This is a genomic window from Pseudoalteromonas luteoviolacea NCIMB 1944 (genome assembly GCF_001625565.1).
In the GTDB taxonomy this organism is placed as follows: Bacteria; Pseudomonadota; Gammaproteobacteria; order Enterobacterales; family Alteromonadaceae; genus Pseudoalteromonas; species Pseudoalteromonas luteoviolacea_F.
This window is the reverse complement of sequence record NZ_AUXS01000075.1, coordinates 250,677-267,128: the sequence shown is the minus strand read 5'-3', so window position 1 is coordinate 267,128 and position 16,452 is coordinate 250,677. Positions and strand designations below refer to the sequence as shown.

The window sequence follows — 16,452 nt, the reverse complement described above, 5'->3', positions numbered from 1 at the left end:
GGATACATGTACTCATAAGGGATTTATCAGTCGCTCAAACTGAGGCAATTACAGCGCAGTTTTGGGTCAAATACTCAAGTATTAAAACGTGAGAAAAACAATGAAACATACCTTTTTTATCGGTATTTTACTGATGGTAAACAGCTTCATGGCTAACGCCGAACGCTTGGTTGTTGCTGGCGGTACAATTACCGACATCGTTTATGCACTAAATGCTGGTGACAACGTTGTTGCCGTAGACACCTCAAGTACTTGGCCTCCAAAAGCGGCTGCTTTACCTAAAGTCGGCTACTATCGAGATCTCGCCGCCGAAGGTATTTTGTCGCAAAAACCGACCATGATTTTGACTTTAGAAGGCGCAGGTCGCCCAGAAGTGCTTACACAAATTAAAAGCACAGGTGTACCGGTTCATCACTATGACAAGCCAGATAAAGTTAACGATCTTTACACTTTAATCAACCAAGTAGCAAAGGACTTAAAAAAAGAGCACCAAGCGACTATATTGATAAAATCGCTCAAGTCCCAGTTGCCCCAGAAACCTAAACCCTCAAAAACCAAAGCCTTATTTATTCTCTCCGCGGGTGAACGTGGTGTGATGGTCGCAGGGAAAGAAACTGTACCTGAGGTGCTGTTTAACTACACAGGAATTAAAAACATCGCGACACATAGCGGGTTTAAACCAATTAATCGAGAATCTATGCTCGTCGCCAACCCCGATTTTATCATCGCGCCCAGCCACGTTGTATACGGAGCCGGTGGTCCAGAAAAGTTTTGCAATCAAGCTGCACTGGCTTTGATCCCCGCTGCGAAGGAATGTCGTCTTTTAGTTATGGATTCATTAATGGCACTAGGTATGACCACACGCTTACCTGAAGCCATTGCCAAGCTAGACGCATTTCATCGTAAGCAGGCACTATGAGTAATATTACGCTCCCGATTTTAAACTCAAAGCAACATTTAAAATGGTACTGGCTAAGCATTTTTTTGCTGCTTAGCCTTGCTTGGCTGTCGCTAAGCAGTGGCCCTGTCGGTTGGGATTGGAAAATGCCCATCGTATGGCTGTTACCGGATTCAATGACAACCGACATTAATGACCTACATATAAGCGTTGTATCACAAATTAGGCTACCGAGGCTCATGCTTGCCATTTTAGTTGGCTCTGTACTTGCCTGTAGTGGTGCAGCAACCCAAGCTCTTTGCCGCAACCCATTGGCCGACCCTAGCCTAATGGGAGTCACTGGCGGTGCAGCAGTAGCCGCCATCGCTGTGATCGCACTGGCCCCCAAAGTCAGCTTTATAAACGAAGCCATGGTTGCACCGGCTGCATTCATAGGTGCATTAACCATCACCTCTGTCATATATCGCCTAGCAAATCATCAAGGACAAGTGCAAATCACCACTTTGTTACTCGCTGGCGTCGCTATTAATGCCATTGCCATGGCTATTATAGGCTTGTTTAGCTTTTTTGCTGACGACAGCTCATTGCGACTAATGACTTATTGGCAAATGGGCTCTTTAGGTGGTGCTAGTTGGTCAGCAATGACTTATGGTGCGCCATTGATCATCATTAGTACAATTATGTTGCTGTTGAAAAAACGTCAAATCAATGCATTGATGTTAGGAGAGCGAGATGCAAGGCATCTAGGTGTCAACGTAAAACGCCTTAAAACAGAAGTGGTATTTTTAGTTGCTTTGGGCGTTGGTGGCGCTGTTGCAATGGCCGGTATGATTGGCTTTGTAGGCTTAGTTGTGCCACATATCGCACGTTTATTGGTGGGTCCAGATCTGCGTAAAATGTTACCACTAAGTATGCTTTTAGGCTGCTTACTTATGCTTTTGGCTGATTGGATTGCACGCTTAATTGTTGCACCATCTGAATTGCCAATTGGCATAGTTACCGCTTTGTTTGGCGCGCCATTTTTCATCTACCAGTTAATCAAACAAAAGCGAGGTGCACATGCTTGAATGTAAAAATGTTAGCATTACTCGTGGTACCAAGCGTATTGTTCACGATCTCTCATTTACTGCTCGTCAAGGTGAGTTTATTGTATTGCTGGGAGAGAATGGTGCAGGCAAATCAACCTTGTTGAGTGCAATATGCGATGATTTGAGCTACACCGGTGAAGTGTTATTGAATGGTCAGTCTGTTCATGCTCTTGACCCTCAAACACTGGCAACCCAGCGAGCGATGCTACTACAAAACAACCGAGTAAACTTCGCCTTTAATGCCGCAGAGCTAATTGCAATGGGTCGCTACCCTTACCATGAAACAACGCAAACACAAGCGGATGTTGTCAATGATATAATAGCGCAAATGTCTCTTGAAACTTTGGCTGACAGAGATGTCACTGTGTTGTCTGGGGGCGAGTTTCAACGCGTTCAATTCGCGCGTTGTATTGCACAATTAAATGCACATAGCACTCAAACTACAGGTAAACTTATGTTGTTGGATGAGCCGACATCCGCGCTCGATCTTCACCACCAACACGTAACCCTGAGCAAAGCCAAATCATTTGCCGAACAAGGCAATACAGTTATTGCCGTGTTGCATGATTTGAACCTTGCTTCATTATATGCAGATAGAATCTTACTACTACATCATGGCATTATTTACCATGACGGAAAACCGCAAGACGTATTGCGCCCAGAAGTATTACAGCCTATCTATCGTGCTGGTATGCAAATTAACTTGCACCCCAGCTTTGAAATCCCTATGATTTTTTCAGAACCGCTAACAGGAGCCTCCAATGCGTGAACAAGCCGCTTTTGAAGCACGCACCCTAGTAAGACAGTCATCTGTCTGTGTGATCTCAACTCTTTCTAAAAACCTACAAGGCTACCCTTTTGGTTCTGTGTCTCCTTTTATGACGGACAACCAAGGTAGACTCGTGTTTTATATTGCCGGCATCGCGCAGCATTCGCGCAACCTAACCGAAGACAGCCGCATGTGCGCTACGGTTTTTGACGCCGCAGAGCAAGGTGACCAAAACGCCCATGCACGCGTTACTATCGTCGGTGATGCTGCTCCAGTGCCAACTGAGGAATCTGAAGCACTGCTAGAACGTTATGAACGTCAATATCCAGAGGCTGTTTCTTACCGACAGGCCCATGATTTCCAACTATGGCGTATGGACGTAAAACGCGTTCGCTACATTGGTGGTTTTGGTCATATCTTCTGGATAGAACAAAATGAGTGGAATGCGCAAGAACCGGAATGGACATTAGAAGATGAAAAAAGAATGGTTGAGCATATGAATGACGACCATGCTGACGCCAACCAATTAATGCTCAAACTTATTCATCAGGTCGAAGCCGAACACGTAACTATGACCACCATAGTACCTGATGGATGCTACTTACGAGCCAATGATAAAAATTACTACATTCAATTTGAAAATGTGTGTATGGATAGTAAAGCTGTTCGAATGGAATTAGTCAGGCTCACTAAGCTGGCCAGAAAAGAGTTAAACACCAGCACTGAAACTGCGCAAGATTAAATTGAAACACAGCTAAGCTGTTCAACTTTAGATCAAAAAAGGGAAGTGTCACCACTTCCCTTTTTTATATTTTTGGCAAATTAAAACTTGGGGCCACCGCCGCCAAACATACCTGGTGGCATCATACCTTTCATGCCGCGCATCATTTTCATCATGCCGCCTTTGCCTTTCATCTTTTTCATCATTTTCTGCATTTGTGTAAATTGCTTTAGCAGCTTATTGATGTCTTGCACCTGAGTACCTGAGCCCGCTGCAATACGCTTCTTACGCGAGCCTTTGATAATTTCAGGACGAGCACGCTCTTTGGGCGTCATAGAGCTAATAATCGCTTCCATTTGATTAAAAGTTTTGTCGTTAACTTGTCCTTTAACCGCATCCGGTAAATTATTCATACCTGGAAGCTTTTCAAGCATGGACATCATACCGCCCATGTTTTTCATTTGCTTTAACTGCTCAGCGAAGTCTTCAAGGGTAAAACCATCCCCTTTAAATACCTTTTCTGCAACCTTAGCCGCTTTGTCTTTATCAACTTTTGCTTCGACTTCTTCAATCAGTGATAAAACATCACCCATACCAAGAATACGAGAGGCTATACGATCAGGGTGGAATGGCTCTAAAGCGTCAGTACGCTCACCGACACCCATAAATTTTATTGGCTTACCCGTTATATTACGGATTGACAGTGCAGCACCACCACGAGCATCACCATCAGTTTTCGTTAAGATCACACCTGTCAGCGGTAGCGCTTCATCAAATGCTTTTGCCGTGTTTGCCGCATCTTGACCTGTCATGGAGTCAACAACAAATAGGGTTTCAATTGGGTTTATCGCCGCGTGTAGCGCTTTGATCTCTTCCATCATGTCGCTATCGACATGAAGACGACCAGCGGTATCCACCAGCACCACGTCGATGAATTTTTTCTTGGCGTGACTAACTGCATTGTTTGCAATATCAACAGGCTTTTGTGAAATATCACTTGGGAAAAACTCAACATCAACTTCTGAAGCTAAGGTCTCAAGCTGTTTGATTGCGGCAGGACGATAAACGTCAGCACTGACAACCAGCACAGATTTTTTCTTTTTCTCTTTTAGGAATTTAGCAAGTTTACCGACACTGGTCGTTTTACCAGCACCTTGTAAACCAGCCATCATGACAACTGCTGGCGGCTGTGCGTTGAGGTTCAGCTCTTCGTTAGCTTCACCCATCGCTTTTTCAAGTTCTTCACGAACAATTTTAATGAAAACCTGACCAGGACTTAGACTTTTGGTTACTTCTACACCAACAGCACGCTCTTTAACTTGCTTTACAAACTCGCGTACCACAGGCAATGCCACATCAGCTTCCAATAAAGCCATGCGTACTTCGCGTAGTGTCTCTTTAATATTGTCTTCGGTCAGTCGGCCCCTGCCACTGATGTTTTTAAGCGTTTTTCCTAAGCGTTCTTGGAGGTTCTCAAACATGTATCGCTTCCACTATCTCGTAATTACGCAACATTATACTGATATGCGCGCAACTAATACAGTATTCAAGTTATACAAAGATTCTTTTTACAAAGTCTATGCAAGCGGCGAGGCTTAAAATACAATAGCCTATTAAAGGACCACGAAAGTAGACACAAAGTTCATGATCATCATTTTGTCATTGTTGGCGAGCCTGTTTTATATACTAGCAACCGGACACGTGCTTTCACGTTTATTCCACAAAGAAGGCCCAAGTCAGAAGTTAACCGTTATTCTAAGCACGGTTGCAATTTTGAGCCATATGCTGGTTTTAGTGAATTCGGTGTTTACCCAACACGGACAGGATTTGAGTACCATAAATATTGCGCTGTTGACTTGCTGGGTCATTGTGGTCTCTGTGACAACAGTCTCATTAAAGTTTCCCGCAACTTTACTCTTACCCGTTGTCTACGGCTTTGCGGCTATCCTACTGATTGCAAGTCTGTTTATTCCACATCACATTATTATGGATGATATCCATGTCGATATTGGTTTGGTCACACATATTTCATTATCACTGCTGGCCTATTGTATTCTGATCATCGCAACGCTATATGCCGTGCAATTTTATTTCATCGACAAACGTCTAAAAAGCAAAGACCTGGCAATTATGAATAGCCACTTACCCCCACTAATGCAAGTAGAGTCCCAACTTTATCAATTACTTACAGTAGGTACAGGACTCTTAACCTTGGCACTGTTGGCCGGTTTTGTATTCTTAGATGGTATGTTTGCTAAAGCCTCTATCCACAAAACAGTGCTTTCTCTAATTGCATGGACTATTTTTACAGCTGTTACATTGGGCCACCATCAATTTGGCTGGCGTGGAAAGCCCGTTGTATTTGCAGTAATTGGCGCTTCTGGCATTGTGACTTTGGCTTATTTTGGTAGCCGATTTATTCAGGAAGTCATTTTAGACAAATTTTAATACAAAAAATTAGGTGTCGAACTTGACTCTGCTCCTGTGCTGACGCTTAATATCCGTTCGAAAGTAAAAAAGGGATCCTCTGTTGGACGACATATCTACCAGCGCCTTGTTTATCATACTCGGCGTACTGATACTTATATCAGGTTATTTCTCAAGTTCTGAGACTGGCATCATGTCCATTAATCGCTATAGGCTCAGACATTTAGTTAAAGAGAATAACAAATCTGCCAAACGGGTCGATAAACTACTAAAAAGACCTGATCGCCTTATCGGCCTTATTCTTATCGGTAATAACCTCGTTAACATTGCTGCATCCGCAGTAGCAACTGTCATTGGTATGCGCCTACTAGGAGATGCAGGTATTGTTGTTGCAACCTTTGCATTGACTTTAGTCATCTTGATTTTTGCTGAAGTGACGCCAAAAACACTTGCCGCTCTGTATCCCGAAAAGGTCGCCTTTCCAAGCTCTGTGATACTGAAAGTGCTATTAAAAGTCCTTTTCCCTGTTGTCGTCACTGTCAATTGGATCACAAATGGCATGTTAAAATTATTTGGTGTTTCTCCTGAACAAATTGAAGAGCACAGCTTGAGTAAAGAAGAGCTAAAAACAGTCGTAAATGAATCAAGTGCCATGCTGCCTACAAACCACGGCAATATGTTAACGTCGATTTTAGATCTAGAGCAGGTTACCGTCGAAGATATTATGATCCCGCGCAACGAAATCAACGCCATAGATATCAATGACGACTGGAAAGACATTACCCGCCGACTTACCAATGCGCAGCATACGAGAGTACTTCTGTACCGGGACCAAATTGACGATGCGGTCGGGTTTATTCACTCTCGTGATGCGCTGCGTCTGCTGACCAAAGAACAATTTGATAAACCTTCTCTGTTACGCGCAGTTCGTGAAATTTACTTTATTCCAGAAGGCACTTCCCTCAATACCCAGTTGTTAAAGTTCCAACAAAATAAAGAGCGTATTGGATTAGTGGTTGATGAATACGGCGATATTCAAGGTTTAGTAACACTTGAAGACATTCTCGAAGAGGTTGTTGGCGACTTTACTACCACCCAAACACCAACACCTAGCGATGAAGTCAAAGTCCAAAGCGATGGCTCTGTGCTAGTAGATGGGAGCGCGAATATTCGTGACTTGAATAAAGAAATGGGATGGGAGCTTCCTACTGAAGGGCCAAAAACTCTGAGTGGTTTGATTGTTGAATACTTGGAAGATATTCCCGAGTCACAACTGAGTTTAAAAATCGCAAACTATCCAATGGAAGTGATGGAAGTGAAAGAAAATATGATCAAGATGGTGAAAATTTTCCCACTGCAACAGCCTGCACGAAAAGAAGCGTAATCAAAAACGGGTTTAGCCACTGCTAAACCCGTTTGTCTATTCAAAGTAATTTAGATTATTTTCCTGCTTAAGAGAACAACCTCTCAAACCAGCTCTTGTTTAAATCATCTTCACACTTACGAAGTTGGGCTCCGTATCGAGAAGCACGGTGCTTAACCTTATTTGCAACTTTCACCAACCATTGCTTCTTTTTGTACGTGCCACGGCGATATCCGCCCCACCCTTCATGATAATTTAAGTATTGAGCATAAGCATCCCACTTGGAAACACCATTGACTTTATGGGTTTTATAGACAAACCAGCCCATGAAGTCGATAGCATCCTCAAAATCATCTCTATCTGCACCTGAATTACCTGTTTCACGAATATAATCACTCCAAGTCATGGTTTTTGCCTGAGAGTAACCATAAGCAGAGCTGGCTCGCCCTATTGGAATAAAGCCCAAAAAATACTCCATCGGCGGTGCAGCATCGTGCCTAAATGAGCTTTCTTGATACATCATACTCATCAAGACGTGCTTTGGTGATCCCCACTTCTCTTGCGCATCTCGAGCATCGTAATACCAGTCTTCTTTTTCTTCAAAAATCTTACAAATATCATTGGGTTGCTTTGGTGGCGCTGTCGCACACCCGGTTAATGCTAAGAGTAGAGGCAAAAATATTATTTTTTTTCTCATTTTTTTTAAACTCACCTGAACTTTTTCATTTTGCTAGGGTCATAGTACTTGAATGCAGCAGTTTAGCATTGTTTCATCCCTGATATTTTTATACGCAGCCCCATGGGCTGCGTTTTTTTATGCCTTTTCGAAGTAGTCTTGCAAAAACGCTTTTAATGTCAACTCGTCACTTTGACATATCGCTTGTTCATCAATGAATGATTGGGCTGCTTGTGCGTTTAATTCAACCTCTTGATAAAACTGATACGCTCGCTGCAAGTGTTCCTCTTTGTATTGTTTCGCAAGGTCAAGAGCCTGTTCAGAAGAGTCAGCACTTTGCGCACCAAGGGCCGCTACCAGCTTCCCTGAAAAAGTTTTATCAGGGTTATCGACCCATGTTGCCAAAGTAGCTATGGTATCTGAATACGCATTGTTGCCATGCGCTTTATCAAATAGACTTGCAACTTTAGTTAAATCACTGAAGATACCCTTTGCCCACGCTTCCACCGAGACAACTGAGTCACCTTGCTGTAACTGAGTTTCTGTATCTCTGCCTGTGCTAATGACACTTTGCAGATTTTTATCAGAAACTTGCTGCTCGTCCCAATCCATCTCTGGAGAATCTTTTAGCAGACAATAAGTCAAAAATACATCCAAAAACCGGATCTGCTCCAAGCTAATCCCGGTATCGGAGAACGGATTCACATCGAGAGCACGGATCTCAATATACTCTATGCCACCACGAGAGAGTGCCTGTGTTGGCGTCTCTTGTGGATTAGCATTACGTTTGGGACGAATTGGCGAATAAAATTCGTTTTCAATTTGGAGAATATTTTTATTGAGTTGTTTTGGCTCAGAAGCTCGGTAATCATCAATACTTTCGTACAAATCTGAACGACAGCGAATAGCAGTTTGCAACCCTTTAACATATTCAGGGAGGCTGTTATACATTACTTTAAGCGAAGACTGTGCGCTGTTTGTATAACCGAGATCTCCTAACCTCAATGCCGTGCCATTTGCCAAATACAACGTACCTTTACCTGACGCTTCAAACGGTAGGTCACTTTCTTTCCCTTGCAAAAATGAACGACACAGGGCAGGAGATGCTCCAAATAAGTAGCTAATTAACCAAAGCTCTCGTTTAAAGTTTCGGATCAAGCCCAAGTACTTATTTGATATAAAGTCTTGCAGGGTTGATTGATCTTGCTCAGCGGCCTTAAGCGCATCCCAAAAAGCGTCAGGAAACGACATGTTAAAGTGTACACCCGCAATTGCTTGCATCATGCTGCCATAACGATTTTTCAACCCTTCTCGGTACAAGGTTTTCATTTTACCGATATTTGAGTTACCAAACTGCGCCAGCACAATATCGTCTTGATCTTCAATAAAACAAGGCATACTCATAGGCCAGAGCATTTCATCGCCCATATTTGCCAATGTGTATTTCTGTAGATCTCTTAGTTGAGACAAGGTTTGCTCAGCCGACGAGCTTACAGGCGTGATAAACTCAAGTAAAGACTCTGAAAAGTCTGTTGTGATTGAGTTATGTGTGAGCGGGTGTCCTACACCTTTTGGGTGAGACGTTTTAGCAATTTTGCCGGATGGCTGGATCCGTAAAGCTTCTCGTTCAATACCACGCTGGATACTCGATAAAGAAGGGACAAGCGCAGTGTTGGCAAGTGTATCTAACTTGCTTTCTAAATTAGTGTGTTTCAAAAAAATACCTCGAGGCTCGGACCAAGCTTAAGTTATGCCACCTTCAATGGGGGCAAATTTAAAATACTCAAGCCACAATAATTACTTTACCAAAGTGCTCGCCTTGCTCAATAAACTTGTGAGCCAAAGCAATCTCATCTAGTTTAAATTTTTTGCTCACAACAATGCGTAGTTGTTGTGTTGCGACAGCTTGATACAGTTCATCAAGCTGATTGGAATTTGCGTGTACTAACATACCCTCACCATGCGCATCACATGATGCAGCATGCGCAATAACCTCATCTTTTGTTATTGACGGTACCGTGACAAATGCCGCGCCGCTTTTCATGTTTGACAACATATTGCAAGCGAGCTCTCCACCGACTAAGTCTAGCAGCTGGCCAGTTCTTACTTGCATAAAAAATTCATCGTATGACATCATTGGAACATCAAAGTTCATTGCCTTCATCGTCGCCTTGCGCGACGTTACAGCAACTACATCAAAGCCTTTACGCGATGCCAATTGCAGCGCCAAATGACCAACGCCACCCGTTGGTGCATTGATAAATAGCGTGCCACCATCTACATTGAGCTTTTCTAATGCCTGCAATGCAGTTAACCCCGCAAGACTCAGACCCGCTAAGTGCTCAGAAACTTTCGCATCGACCACAATTAATTCGTTGTGCTGCGCCGTTACATGACTTGCATAACAGCCCGGTTTAGTTGGAAACCCAGCCATACCTAAAACAGTATCACCAACCTTGACACCTTTAGCTTGCTCGCCAATTTCCTCAACCACTCCGTAAACATCATAACCGAGGGGCAAAAATGCATCTTCGGCTTTAGATTGAGCTACGTAGCCCAAACCAGCGCGAGTTTTAACATCAATGGGGTTGACTGAAGATGAGATAACACGAATAAAAACTTGTTCAGGCTCCAGTGATGGCATGGACATAGTTTGTGATTGAAGTCTATCAGCGGTGCCAAAACGCACAACGCCAGCTTGTATGTATTTTTTATTCATTTATTTTCATCAAGATCGACTAAATAGTTGTTAAATTTACCATATAAAAGCAAGACCCCCCAAACAACTTCATCGTGTTCTTTAGGGGGTTCATAACAAATAGAGACAATCTCCAAAAACCGCTTACAAGCTTGGTTTAGCGGCCATTAAATTGAATTTTGTCATCTTCAATATCCACAGCTATCATGGTGTTACCGTTGAAGTCACCCTGCAATAGACTTTGTGCTAACGGGTTTTCAATATACTGCTGAATTGCTCTTTTCAAAGGTCTGGCACCAAAAACAGGATCGAAGCCACTTTGCGCAATCTTTTCAAGCGCCTGTTCACTGACCTCAAACGCAAAACCATTGTCTTTAAGACGAGTAGACAACTTATCTAGTTGAATACGCGCGATCTGTTTTATGTGCTCGGTAATCAGAGGATGGAACACAACGGTTTCATCAATTCGGTTGATAAACTCGGGTCTAAACTGAGTACTTAAAACATCCATCAGTTTGCTTTTTAATGCCACAAAATCATTGTTTCCAGCTTGCTCTTGGATCACATCTGAGCCCAAGTTTGAAGTCATAATGATCACCGTATTCTTGAAGTCAACAGTTCTCCCTTGGCCGTCGGTTAATCGACCGTCATCTAGCACTTGCAATAAAATATTAAACACATCAGGGTGCGCCTTTTCTACTTCATCAAGTAATACCACTGAGTAAGGCCGACGACGCACAGCTTCCGTGAGGTAACCGCCCTCTTCATAGCCAACGTAGCCAGGAGGCGCCCCCACTAAACGTGCAACCGAATGTTTTTCCATAAACTCTGACATATCGATGCGTACCATGGCATCTTCTGTATCAAACATAAAATTGGCCAGTGCCTTGGTCAGCTCTGTTTTACCTACCCCCGTTGGGCCCAAAAATAAGAATGAGCCAATAGGACGATTTGGATCTGCAAGACCCGCTCGAGAGCGACGAATTGCATTTGCAATGGCGTTAACAGCCTCGTCTTGACCAATGACTTTTTGATGAAGTTCATCTTCCATATGGAGTAGTTTTTCACGCTCTCCTTGGAGCATTTTTGCGACCGGGATCCCCGTCCAACGTGACAAAATTTCAGCAATTTCGTCTTCAGAAACTTGGTTTTTCAGCAGGCTCATTTCTTGCATTTCGGCCTGAGAAGCCAAATCTAGCTTGCGTTCCAATGCTGGGATCCTACCGTATTGCAGTTCAGACATACGTTGTAAGTCACTCGCGCGGCGCGCTACCTCCAGATCAAGTCTTGCCTGTTCCAGCTCGGCTTTGATCACTTGTGTGCCTTGCAATGACGCTTTCTCAGCATTCCAAACTTCATCAAGTTCTGTATACTCAGATTCCAGTTGTGCAATCAAAGTTTGCATTTCAGTGCGGCGTTTTTGACTGGCTTCATCTTTTTCTTTCGCCAGCGCATTGTCTTCGAGCTTCAATTGAATTATGCGCCTTTCTAACTTATCAAGCTGCTCAGGTTTTGAGTCAATTTGCAAACGAATAGATGATCCCGCTTCGTCGATCAGATCTATGGCTTTATCAGGAAGCTGTCTGTCGCTGATATAGCGGTGTGATAAATTTGCCGCGGCAACGATTGCAGGATCTGTAATATCAACTGAGTGGTGCAGTTCATAACGCTCTTTCAATCCGCGTAAAATGGCAATGGTGTCTTCGACCGTTGGCTCTGAGACAAATACTTTTTGGAAACGCCTTTCCAGCGCTGCATCTTTTTCAATATATTGACGATATTCATCCAGCGTCGTCGCGCCCACACAATGGAGTTCACCTCGTGCCAGTGCAGGCTTCAACATATTTCCAGCATCCATTGCGCCATCGGTTTTGCCTGCACCGACCATTGTGTGGATCTCATCGATAAATAAAATCACACTGCCTTCTTCTTTGGCTAACTCGTTTAGAACAGACTTCAAACGCTCTTCAAATTCACCACGGTATTTAGCCCCAGCAACGAGCGCTCCCAGATCCAGAGATAACACACGTTTGTGTTTTAACCCCTCAGGCACTTCCCCATTGACTATGCGCTGAGCTAAGCCTTCGACAATCGCGGTTTTACCAACGCCCGGCTCTCCTATGAGAACAGGATTGTTTTTTGTGCGTCGTTGCAGCACCTGAATTGTTCGTCTAATTTCGTCATCTCGACCAATTACGGGATCTAATTTACCTTGCTCTGCTCGCTCGGTTAGGTCGATTGTGTATTTCTCGAGTGCCTGACGTGTTTCCTCCGCATTTGGGTCGTCGACCTTTTGGCCGCCACGGATAGCCTTAATGGCTTTTTCAACCTTATCTTGGGTAATATTCAGCGCCCGGAATATATCGCCCAGCTCCCCTTTGTCTTCACACGCTGCAAATACAAATACTTCACTGGAAATATATTTATCTTTACGCTTTTGTGCATATTTATCACAGAGATTGATAAGCGAAATCAGCGTGTTCGATAGCTGCACATCTCCGCCAACCCCTTCAACTTTGAAAAGCCGCTCTATAGATTGGGATAATTTGGTATTGAGTTCATCTGCGCTGACACCCGCTTGGGCAAATAGCGCCCTAACACTTGAGCCTGTTTGCTGTAACAAAGCATACATTAAATGCACAGGTTCAATAAATTGATGATCTCTGCCTAAAGCTAGAGATTGGGCGTCTGACAACGCACTTTGGAATTTGCTGGTAAATCTATCTAAACGCATGAGACTCCACACCTAAGTAATCTTAACTACTTCTTTAAGTGGGTCCTTTTGCGAATTTGTTCAAGTGGCGAAGGGAATTTATTTGCGCCAGATCACCGTGGCCATGCGACCACACTGGCCATCACGTCGATATGAAAAGAATTGTTCTTTGTCACTATAGGTACATAGCTTATCAGTATAGATGTCATTCACATTGAGAGCTTGCAGCTGCATCTGAGCAATTGAAAAAATATCTGCGAGATATTTCCCATTACCAATGGCTCTAAATGCCTCTGACAGTTCAGGGGACTGTGCTATAAAAGTATCTTTAACTTCCGTGCCAACCTCAAAGGCATTGCGACCAATTGCAGGTCCCAACCATGCTACAAGTTGATCTGGAGCAGTCTCAAAATGGCGCACCATTTTTGCAATGATCCCTCCAGCCAATGGTCGCCAACCACCATGGCCTGCGGCAACTTCACTGCCACACCGGCTGGTGATTAGAACAGGTAGGCAATCTGCGGTCATGATGGCCAATGGCTGTCGTCTTGTTCGAGTGTATAGAGCATCGGCACTGACGAGTAGGTTAGCATCTGTGTTTGTATCAACTACGTGCACATCGCAGCCATGTACTTGATCAACCCAAATTGGCGGTGCTGGCAGGTAACTTTCTAATCTTGCTCGATTCTTTGCAACATGCTCGCTGTTATCTCCCACGTGGTAGGCAAGATTAAAGGAGTCATAAGGCGCGCATGAGTGCCCACCCAAGCGGGTGCTGGATACAGCACCGACTTGATGTTGCACAGGCCATTGAGGCACTATCATATGACTAGTATTCAATTTGTGGGTTAGCTTTAGTATCAGCCCTTAACATGTCAGTGAGCGCTTGCATATCATCCGGGATTGGTGCTTCCCAAGTCATTTTTTCACCTGTAATAGGGTGTGCGATACTGAGTTTAACCGCATGTAATGCTTGTCTCTTAAAACTACGTAATGTATCTAAAAACTCTGCTGACGCATTTTTCGGAGGACAAGGACGGCCATTATATAGTTGATCACCTATTAGAGGGTGTTTCAAATAAGCCATATGTACACGGATTTGGTGTGTTCTACCCGTTTCCAAGCGTAACCTCAAGCGCGTATGTGCTCTAAATTTTTCAGCAACACGGTAATGTGTGATTGCAGGCTTGCCCATTTCATGTACGGCCATATGGGTGCGTTTAGTAGCATGACGCCCAATCGGCTTTTCAATTACACCACCTGCCGTCATAGTGCCATTACAGATAGCTTCATACTCACGGGTAAAGTTGGTTCGTGCTTGAAGGTTTTTTACCAAGTGGGTTTGCGCCTGAATAGTTTTTGCAACAACCATCAGACCTGTTGTGTCTTTATCCAGACGATGAACAATGCCGGCACGAGGCACGTTGATAATATCTGGATGATGATATAGTAATGCGTTTAGCACAGTGCCATTTGGATTACCGGCTCCTGGGTGAACGACCAAGCCCATTGGTTTATTGATCACAAGGATATCTTCATCTTCATAAACAATATCTAATGCAATATCTTGTGCTTCGTATTCGCGCTCTGCTTCTATTTGTGTTTCGATCTCTACGACTTCACCACCAAATAGTTTTTCTTTCGGTGTGCTCAATGTTTGACCATTAACTGTCACCTTTTCATCTAAAATCCAAGTTTTTATTCTTGAACGTGAAAAATCTGGGAACAATTGCGCTAATATTTGGTCTAGACGTTTACCGCCTAACTCGATTGGCACTTCGGCTTGTAGAGAAATTTGCTCTGACATGTGTAACTTTACCTAAATTACCAGTGCAAGCCTCGCTCGACTGGGTTAGAATCGCATAAATGCATAGTTTACTCGGTTTTACCGACTTGGCCTAGCCGAAGACAACGAAGGTAGTAAAATAAAATGATAATGAAGTTGGGAAAACGCGCTGCAGCAGTGTTTATTAGCGCATCTATACTAGGATTAGCTGCATGTTCTTCAGCACCAGAACAAGAAGAGATTGAACGTGTACCGAATAAGTCAGTACAAGCTTTGTATGACGATGCTAAACGCACTCTAGACTCAGGCTTATATGCCAGAGCCATTCAACTGCTTGGTGCAATTAATGCCCGCTATCCGTTTGGCCCTTATTCGAGACAAGTACAAATGGATTTGGTCTATGCCTACTACCAAACTGGGAACGTAGATCAAGCGCTTGCAACCATTGACCGTTTTATTCGCTTAAATCCAAACCATAAGAATCTTGATTACATGTACTATATGCGTGGCCTTGTTAATATTAAGGCTGACGAAAACGCATTCCAAGAGTACTTTGGTGTAGATCGCGCAGACCGAGATGTCAGCAAAACGCGTGTCGCATTTCAAGACTTATCAACTTTGGTCAAAAACTACCCTGACAGCAGCTACACACCCGAAGCGAAAAAGCGCTTAGCATGGTTACTTAACAAAATGGCACGCTATGAGCTAAAAATTGCCAATTATTACTATGAGCGTGAAGCATACCTTGCGGCGGCAAACAGAGGTAAGTATGTTGTTGAGCACTACTCTCAGAGCAGCTATTTACTTGAAGCGCTGGATATGATGGAAAAAAGCTACGACAAGCTAGGATTAACAGAATTGAGTGAAAACGTGAGAAAAACGAAAGCACTTAATCAGCGTTAATTGTATCTGATCAGGCATCACTGATGCCTGATCAACAAGCAATCAAAGCAATATTAAATTGCTTCTTCGTCTTCTTCACCTGTACGGATCCTAACAACACGCTCAACTTCAGTGACAAATATCTTACCATCGCCGATTTTACCTGTTTGTGCCGTTTTTAAAATAACGTCAATTGCACGCTCAACATCTTCTTCTGCCAATACAATGTCTAATTTCACTTTCGGTAGGAAATCAACCATATACTCTGCACCACGGTATAACTCTGTATGGCCTTTTTGACGTCCAAAACCTTTAACTTCACACACGGTCATACCGGTTATGCCGATATCTGACAGGGCTTCTCTCACATCATCTAACTTAAATGGTTTAATAATTGCTTCAATCTTCTTCATGATTATCATGCTTCCTCT

At 43.4% G+C, this 16,452-nt stretch carries 15 protein-coding genes; 7 read left to right on the top strand and 8 right to left on the bottom strand.

Translation table 11 applies throughout. The annotated features are described in order from the left end of the window. Window positions 1-100: 100 nt before the first annotated feature. From N483_RS23795 to N483_RS23780, 4 genes are read left to right on the top strand one after another with little or no spacing between them, the layout of a single operon-like run. Window positions 101-919: a heme/hemin ABC transporter substrate-binding protein gene (locus tag N483_RS23795; RefSeq protein ID WP_023398622.1), complete on the top strand. Its 819-nt coding sequence runs from the start codon at window positions 101-103 to the stop codon at window positions 917-919. Further along, window positions 916-1,965 carry a FecCD family ABC transporter permease gene (locus tag N483_RS23790; protein WP_023398621.1) on the top strand — a complete coding sequence of 350 codons (1,050 nt, stop codon included), beginning with the start codon at window positions 916-918 and terminating at the stop codon, window positions 1,963-1,965. The genes N483_RS23795 and N483_RS23790 overlap by 4 nt, the downstream gene beginning before the upstream one ends. Further along, a complete protein-coding gene (locus tag N483_RS23785; protein ID WP_023398620.1) occupies window positions 1,958-2,755 on the top strand; it encodes a heme ABC transporter ATP-binding protein in 798 nt (265 codons plus the stop codon). The genes N483_RS23790 and N483_RS23785 overlap by 8 nt, the downstream gene beginning before the upstream one ends. Next, window positions 2,748-3,497, top strand: coding sequence for a HugZ family protein (locus N483_RS23780; protein ID WP_023398619.1), 750 nt, complete (start codon window positions 2,748-2,750; stop codon window positions 3,495-3,497). The genes N483_RS23785 and N483_RS23780 overlap by 8 nt, the downstream gene beginning before the upstream one ends. An 80-nt stretch (window positions 3,498-3,577) precedes the next feature. On the opposite strand, the gene ffh is transcribed toward N483_RS23780, so the two are convergent. Then, the gene (ffh, locus tag N483_RS23775) at window positions 3,578-4,957 is read right to left on the bottom strand and encodes a signal recognition particle protein (RefSeq protein ID WP_023398618.1); all 1,380 of its coding nucleotides are present in this window, start codon (window positions 4,955-4,957) and stop codon (window positions 3,578-3,580) included. 163 nt (window positions 4,958-5,120) lie between these two features. Between ffh and N483_RS23770 the strand changes: the two genes are divergently transcribed. Beyond that, window positions 5,121-5,924 carry a cytochrome C assembly family protein gene (locus N483_RS23770; RefSeq protein ID WP_023398617.1) on the top strand — a complete coding sequence of 268 codons (804 nt, stop codon included), beginning with the start codon at window positions 5,121-5,123 and terminating at the stop codon, window positions 5,922-5,924. Window positions 5,925-6,006: 82 nt separating this feature from the next. Continuing rightward, entirely contained in the window at window positions 6,007-7,287 is a 1,281-nt protein-coding gene (locus N483_RS23765; protein WP_036975671.1) for an HlyC/CorC family transporter, read from the top strand. A 67-nt stretch (window positions 7,288-7,354) separates the two neighbouring features. On the opposite strand, the gene N483_RS23760 is transcribed toward N483_RS23765, so the two are convergent. The 6 genes from N483_RS23760 to rluD all read right to left on the bottom strand — a co-directional run bounded on the left by N483_RS23760 (window position 7,355) and on the right by rluD (window position 15,160). Further along, window positions 7,355-7,963, bottom strand: a complete 609-nt coding sequence (locus N483_RS23760; RefSeq protein WP_023398615.1) for a hypothetical protein — start codon at window positions 7,961-7,963, stop codon at window positions 7,355-7,357. A 117-nt stretch (window positions 7,964-8,080) separates the two neighbouring features. Beyond that, window positions 8,081-9,658, bottom strand: coding sequence for a glutamate--cysteine ligase (gene gshA / locus N483_RS23755; RefSeq protein ID WP_023398614.1), 1,578 nt, complete (start codon window positions 9,656-9,658; stop codon window positions 8,081-8,083). A gap of 67 nt (window positions 9,659-9,725) precedes the next feature. Then, window positions 9,726-10,661, bottom strand: a complete 936-nt coding sequence (locus N483_RS23750) for an NADP-dependent oxidoreductase (protein WP_023398613.1) — start codon at window positions 10,659-10,661, stop codon at window positions 9,726-9,728. A gap of 136 nt (window positions 10,662-10,797) precedes the next feature. After that, window positions 10,798-13,374 (bottom strand): ATP-dependent chaperone ClpB, encoded by a 2,577-nt coding sequence (gene clpB, locus N483_RS23745; protein WP_063383397.1) that lies wholly within the window; start codon window positions 13,372-13,374, stop codon window positions 10,798-10,800. A gap of 78 nt (window positions 13,375-13,452) precedes the next feature. Then, window positions 13,453-14,178 (bottom strand): peptidoglycan editing factor PgeF, encoded by a 726-nt coding sequence (gene pgeF, locus N483_RS23740; RefSeq protein ID WP_023398610.1) that lies wholly within the window; start codon window positions 14,176-14,178, stop codon window positions 13,453-13,455. Window positions 14,179-14,182: 4 nt separating this feature from the next. Continuing rightward, window positions 14,183-15,160 (bottom strand): 23S rRNA pseudouridine(1911/1915/1917) synthase RluD, encoded by a 978-nt coding sequence (rluD, locus tag N483_RS23735; protein WP_023398609.1) that lies wholly within the window; start codon window positions 15,158-15,160, stop codon window positions 14,183-14,185. A gap of 123 nt (window positions 15,161-15,283) precedes the next feature. On the opposite strand from rluD, the gene N483_RS23730 reads away from it, so the two are divergent. Continuing rightward, complete coding sequence (locus N483_RS23730; protein WP_023398608.1) at window positions 15,284-16,042, top strand: outer membrane protein assembly factor BamD; 759 nt, start codon at window positions 15,284-15,286, stop codon at window positions 16,040-16,042. Between the two features lie 53 nt (window positions 16,043-16,095). Here the strand turns inward: N483_RS23730 and N483_RS23725 are convergent, their stop codons facing one another. Continuing rightward, entirely contained in the window at window positions 16,096-16,434 is a 339-nt protein-coding gene (locus tag N483_RS23725) for a P-II family nitrogen regulator (protein ID WP_023398607.1), read from the bottom strand. Window positions 16,435-16,452: the final 18 nt, after the last annotated feature.

Excerpts from the sequence above, each read along its gene's own strand:
- N483_RS23770 (WP_023398617.1), top strand. The coding sequence starts at position 5,121 with ATGATCATCATTTTGTCATTGTTGGCGAGCCTGTTTTATATACTAGCA.
- N483_RS23730 (WP_023398608.1), top strand. The coding sequence starts at position 15,284 with ATGATAATGAAGTTGGGAAAACGCGCTGCAGCAGTGTTTATTAGCGCA.
- N483_RS23795 (WP_023398622.1), top strand. The coding sequence starts at position 101 with ATGAAACATACCTTTTTTATCGGTATTTTACTGATGGTAAACAGCTTC.
- N483_RS23790 (WP_023398621.1), top strand. The coding sequence starts at position 916 with ATGAGTAATATTACGCTCCCGATTTTAAACTCAAAGCAACATTTAAAA.
- clpB (WP_063383397.1), bottom strand. The coding sequence starts at position 13,374 with ATGCGTTTAGATAGATTTACCAGCAAATTCCAAAGTGCGTTGTCAGAC.
- rluD (WP_023398609.1), bottom strand. The coding sequence starts at position 15,160 with ATGTCAGAGCAAATTTCTCTACAAGCCGAAGTGCCAATCGAGTTAGGC.
- N483_RS23760 (WP_023398615.1), bottom strand. The coding sequence starts at position 7,963 with ATGAGAAAAAAAATAATATTTTTGCCTCTACTCTTAGCATTAACCGGG.
- N483_RS23780 (WP_023398619.1), top strand. The coding sequence starts at position 2,748 with ATGCGTGAACAAGCCGCTTTTGAAGCACGCACCCTAGTAAGACAGTCA.
- N483_RS23785 (WP_023398620.1), top strand. The coding sequence starts at position 1,958 with ATGCTTGAATGTAAAAATGTTAGCATTACTCGTGGTACCAAGCGTATT.
- N483_RS23725 (WP_023398607.1), bottom strand. The coding sequence starts at position 16,434 with ATGAAGAAGATTGAAGCAATTATTAAACCATTTAAGTTAGATGATGTG.
- ffh (WP_023398618.1), bottom strand. The coding sequence starts at position 4,957 with ATGTTTGAGAACCTCCAAGAACGCTTAGGAAAAACGCTTAAAAACATC.
- pgeF (WP_023398610.1), bottom strand. The coding sequence starts at position 14,178 with ATGATAGTGCCTCAATGGCCTGTGCAACATCAAGTCGGTGCTGTATCC.
- N483_RS23750 (WP_023398613.1), bottom strand. The coding sequence starts at position 10,661 with ATGAATAAAAAATACATACAAGCTGGCGTTGTGCGTTTTGGCACCGCT.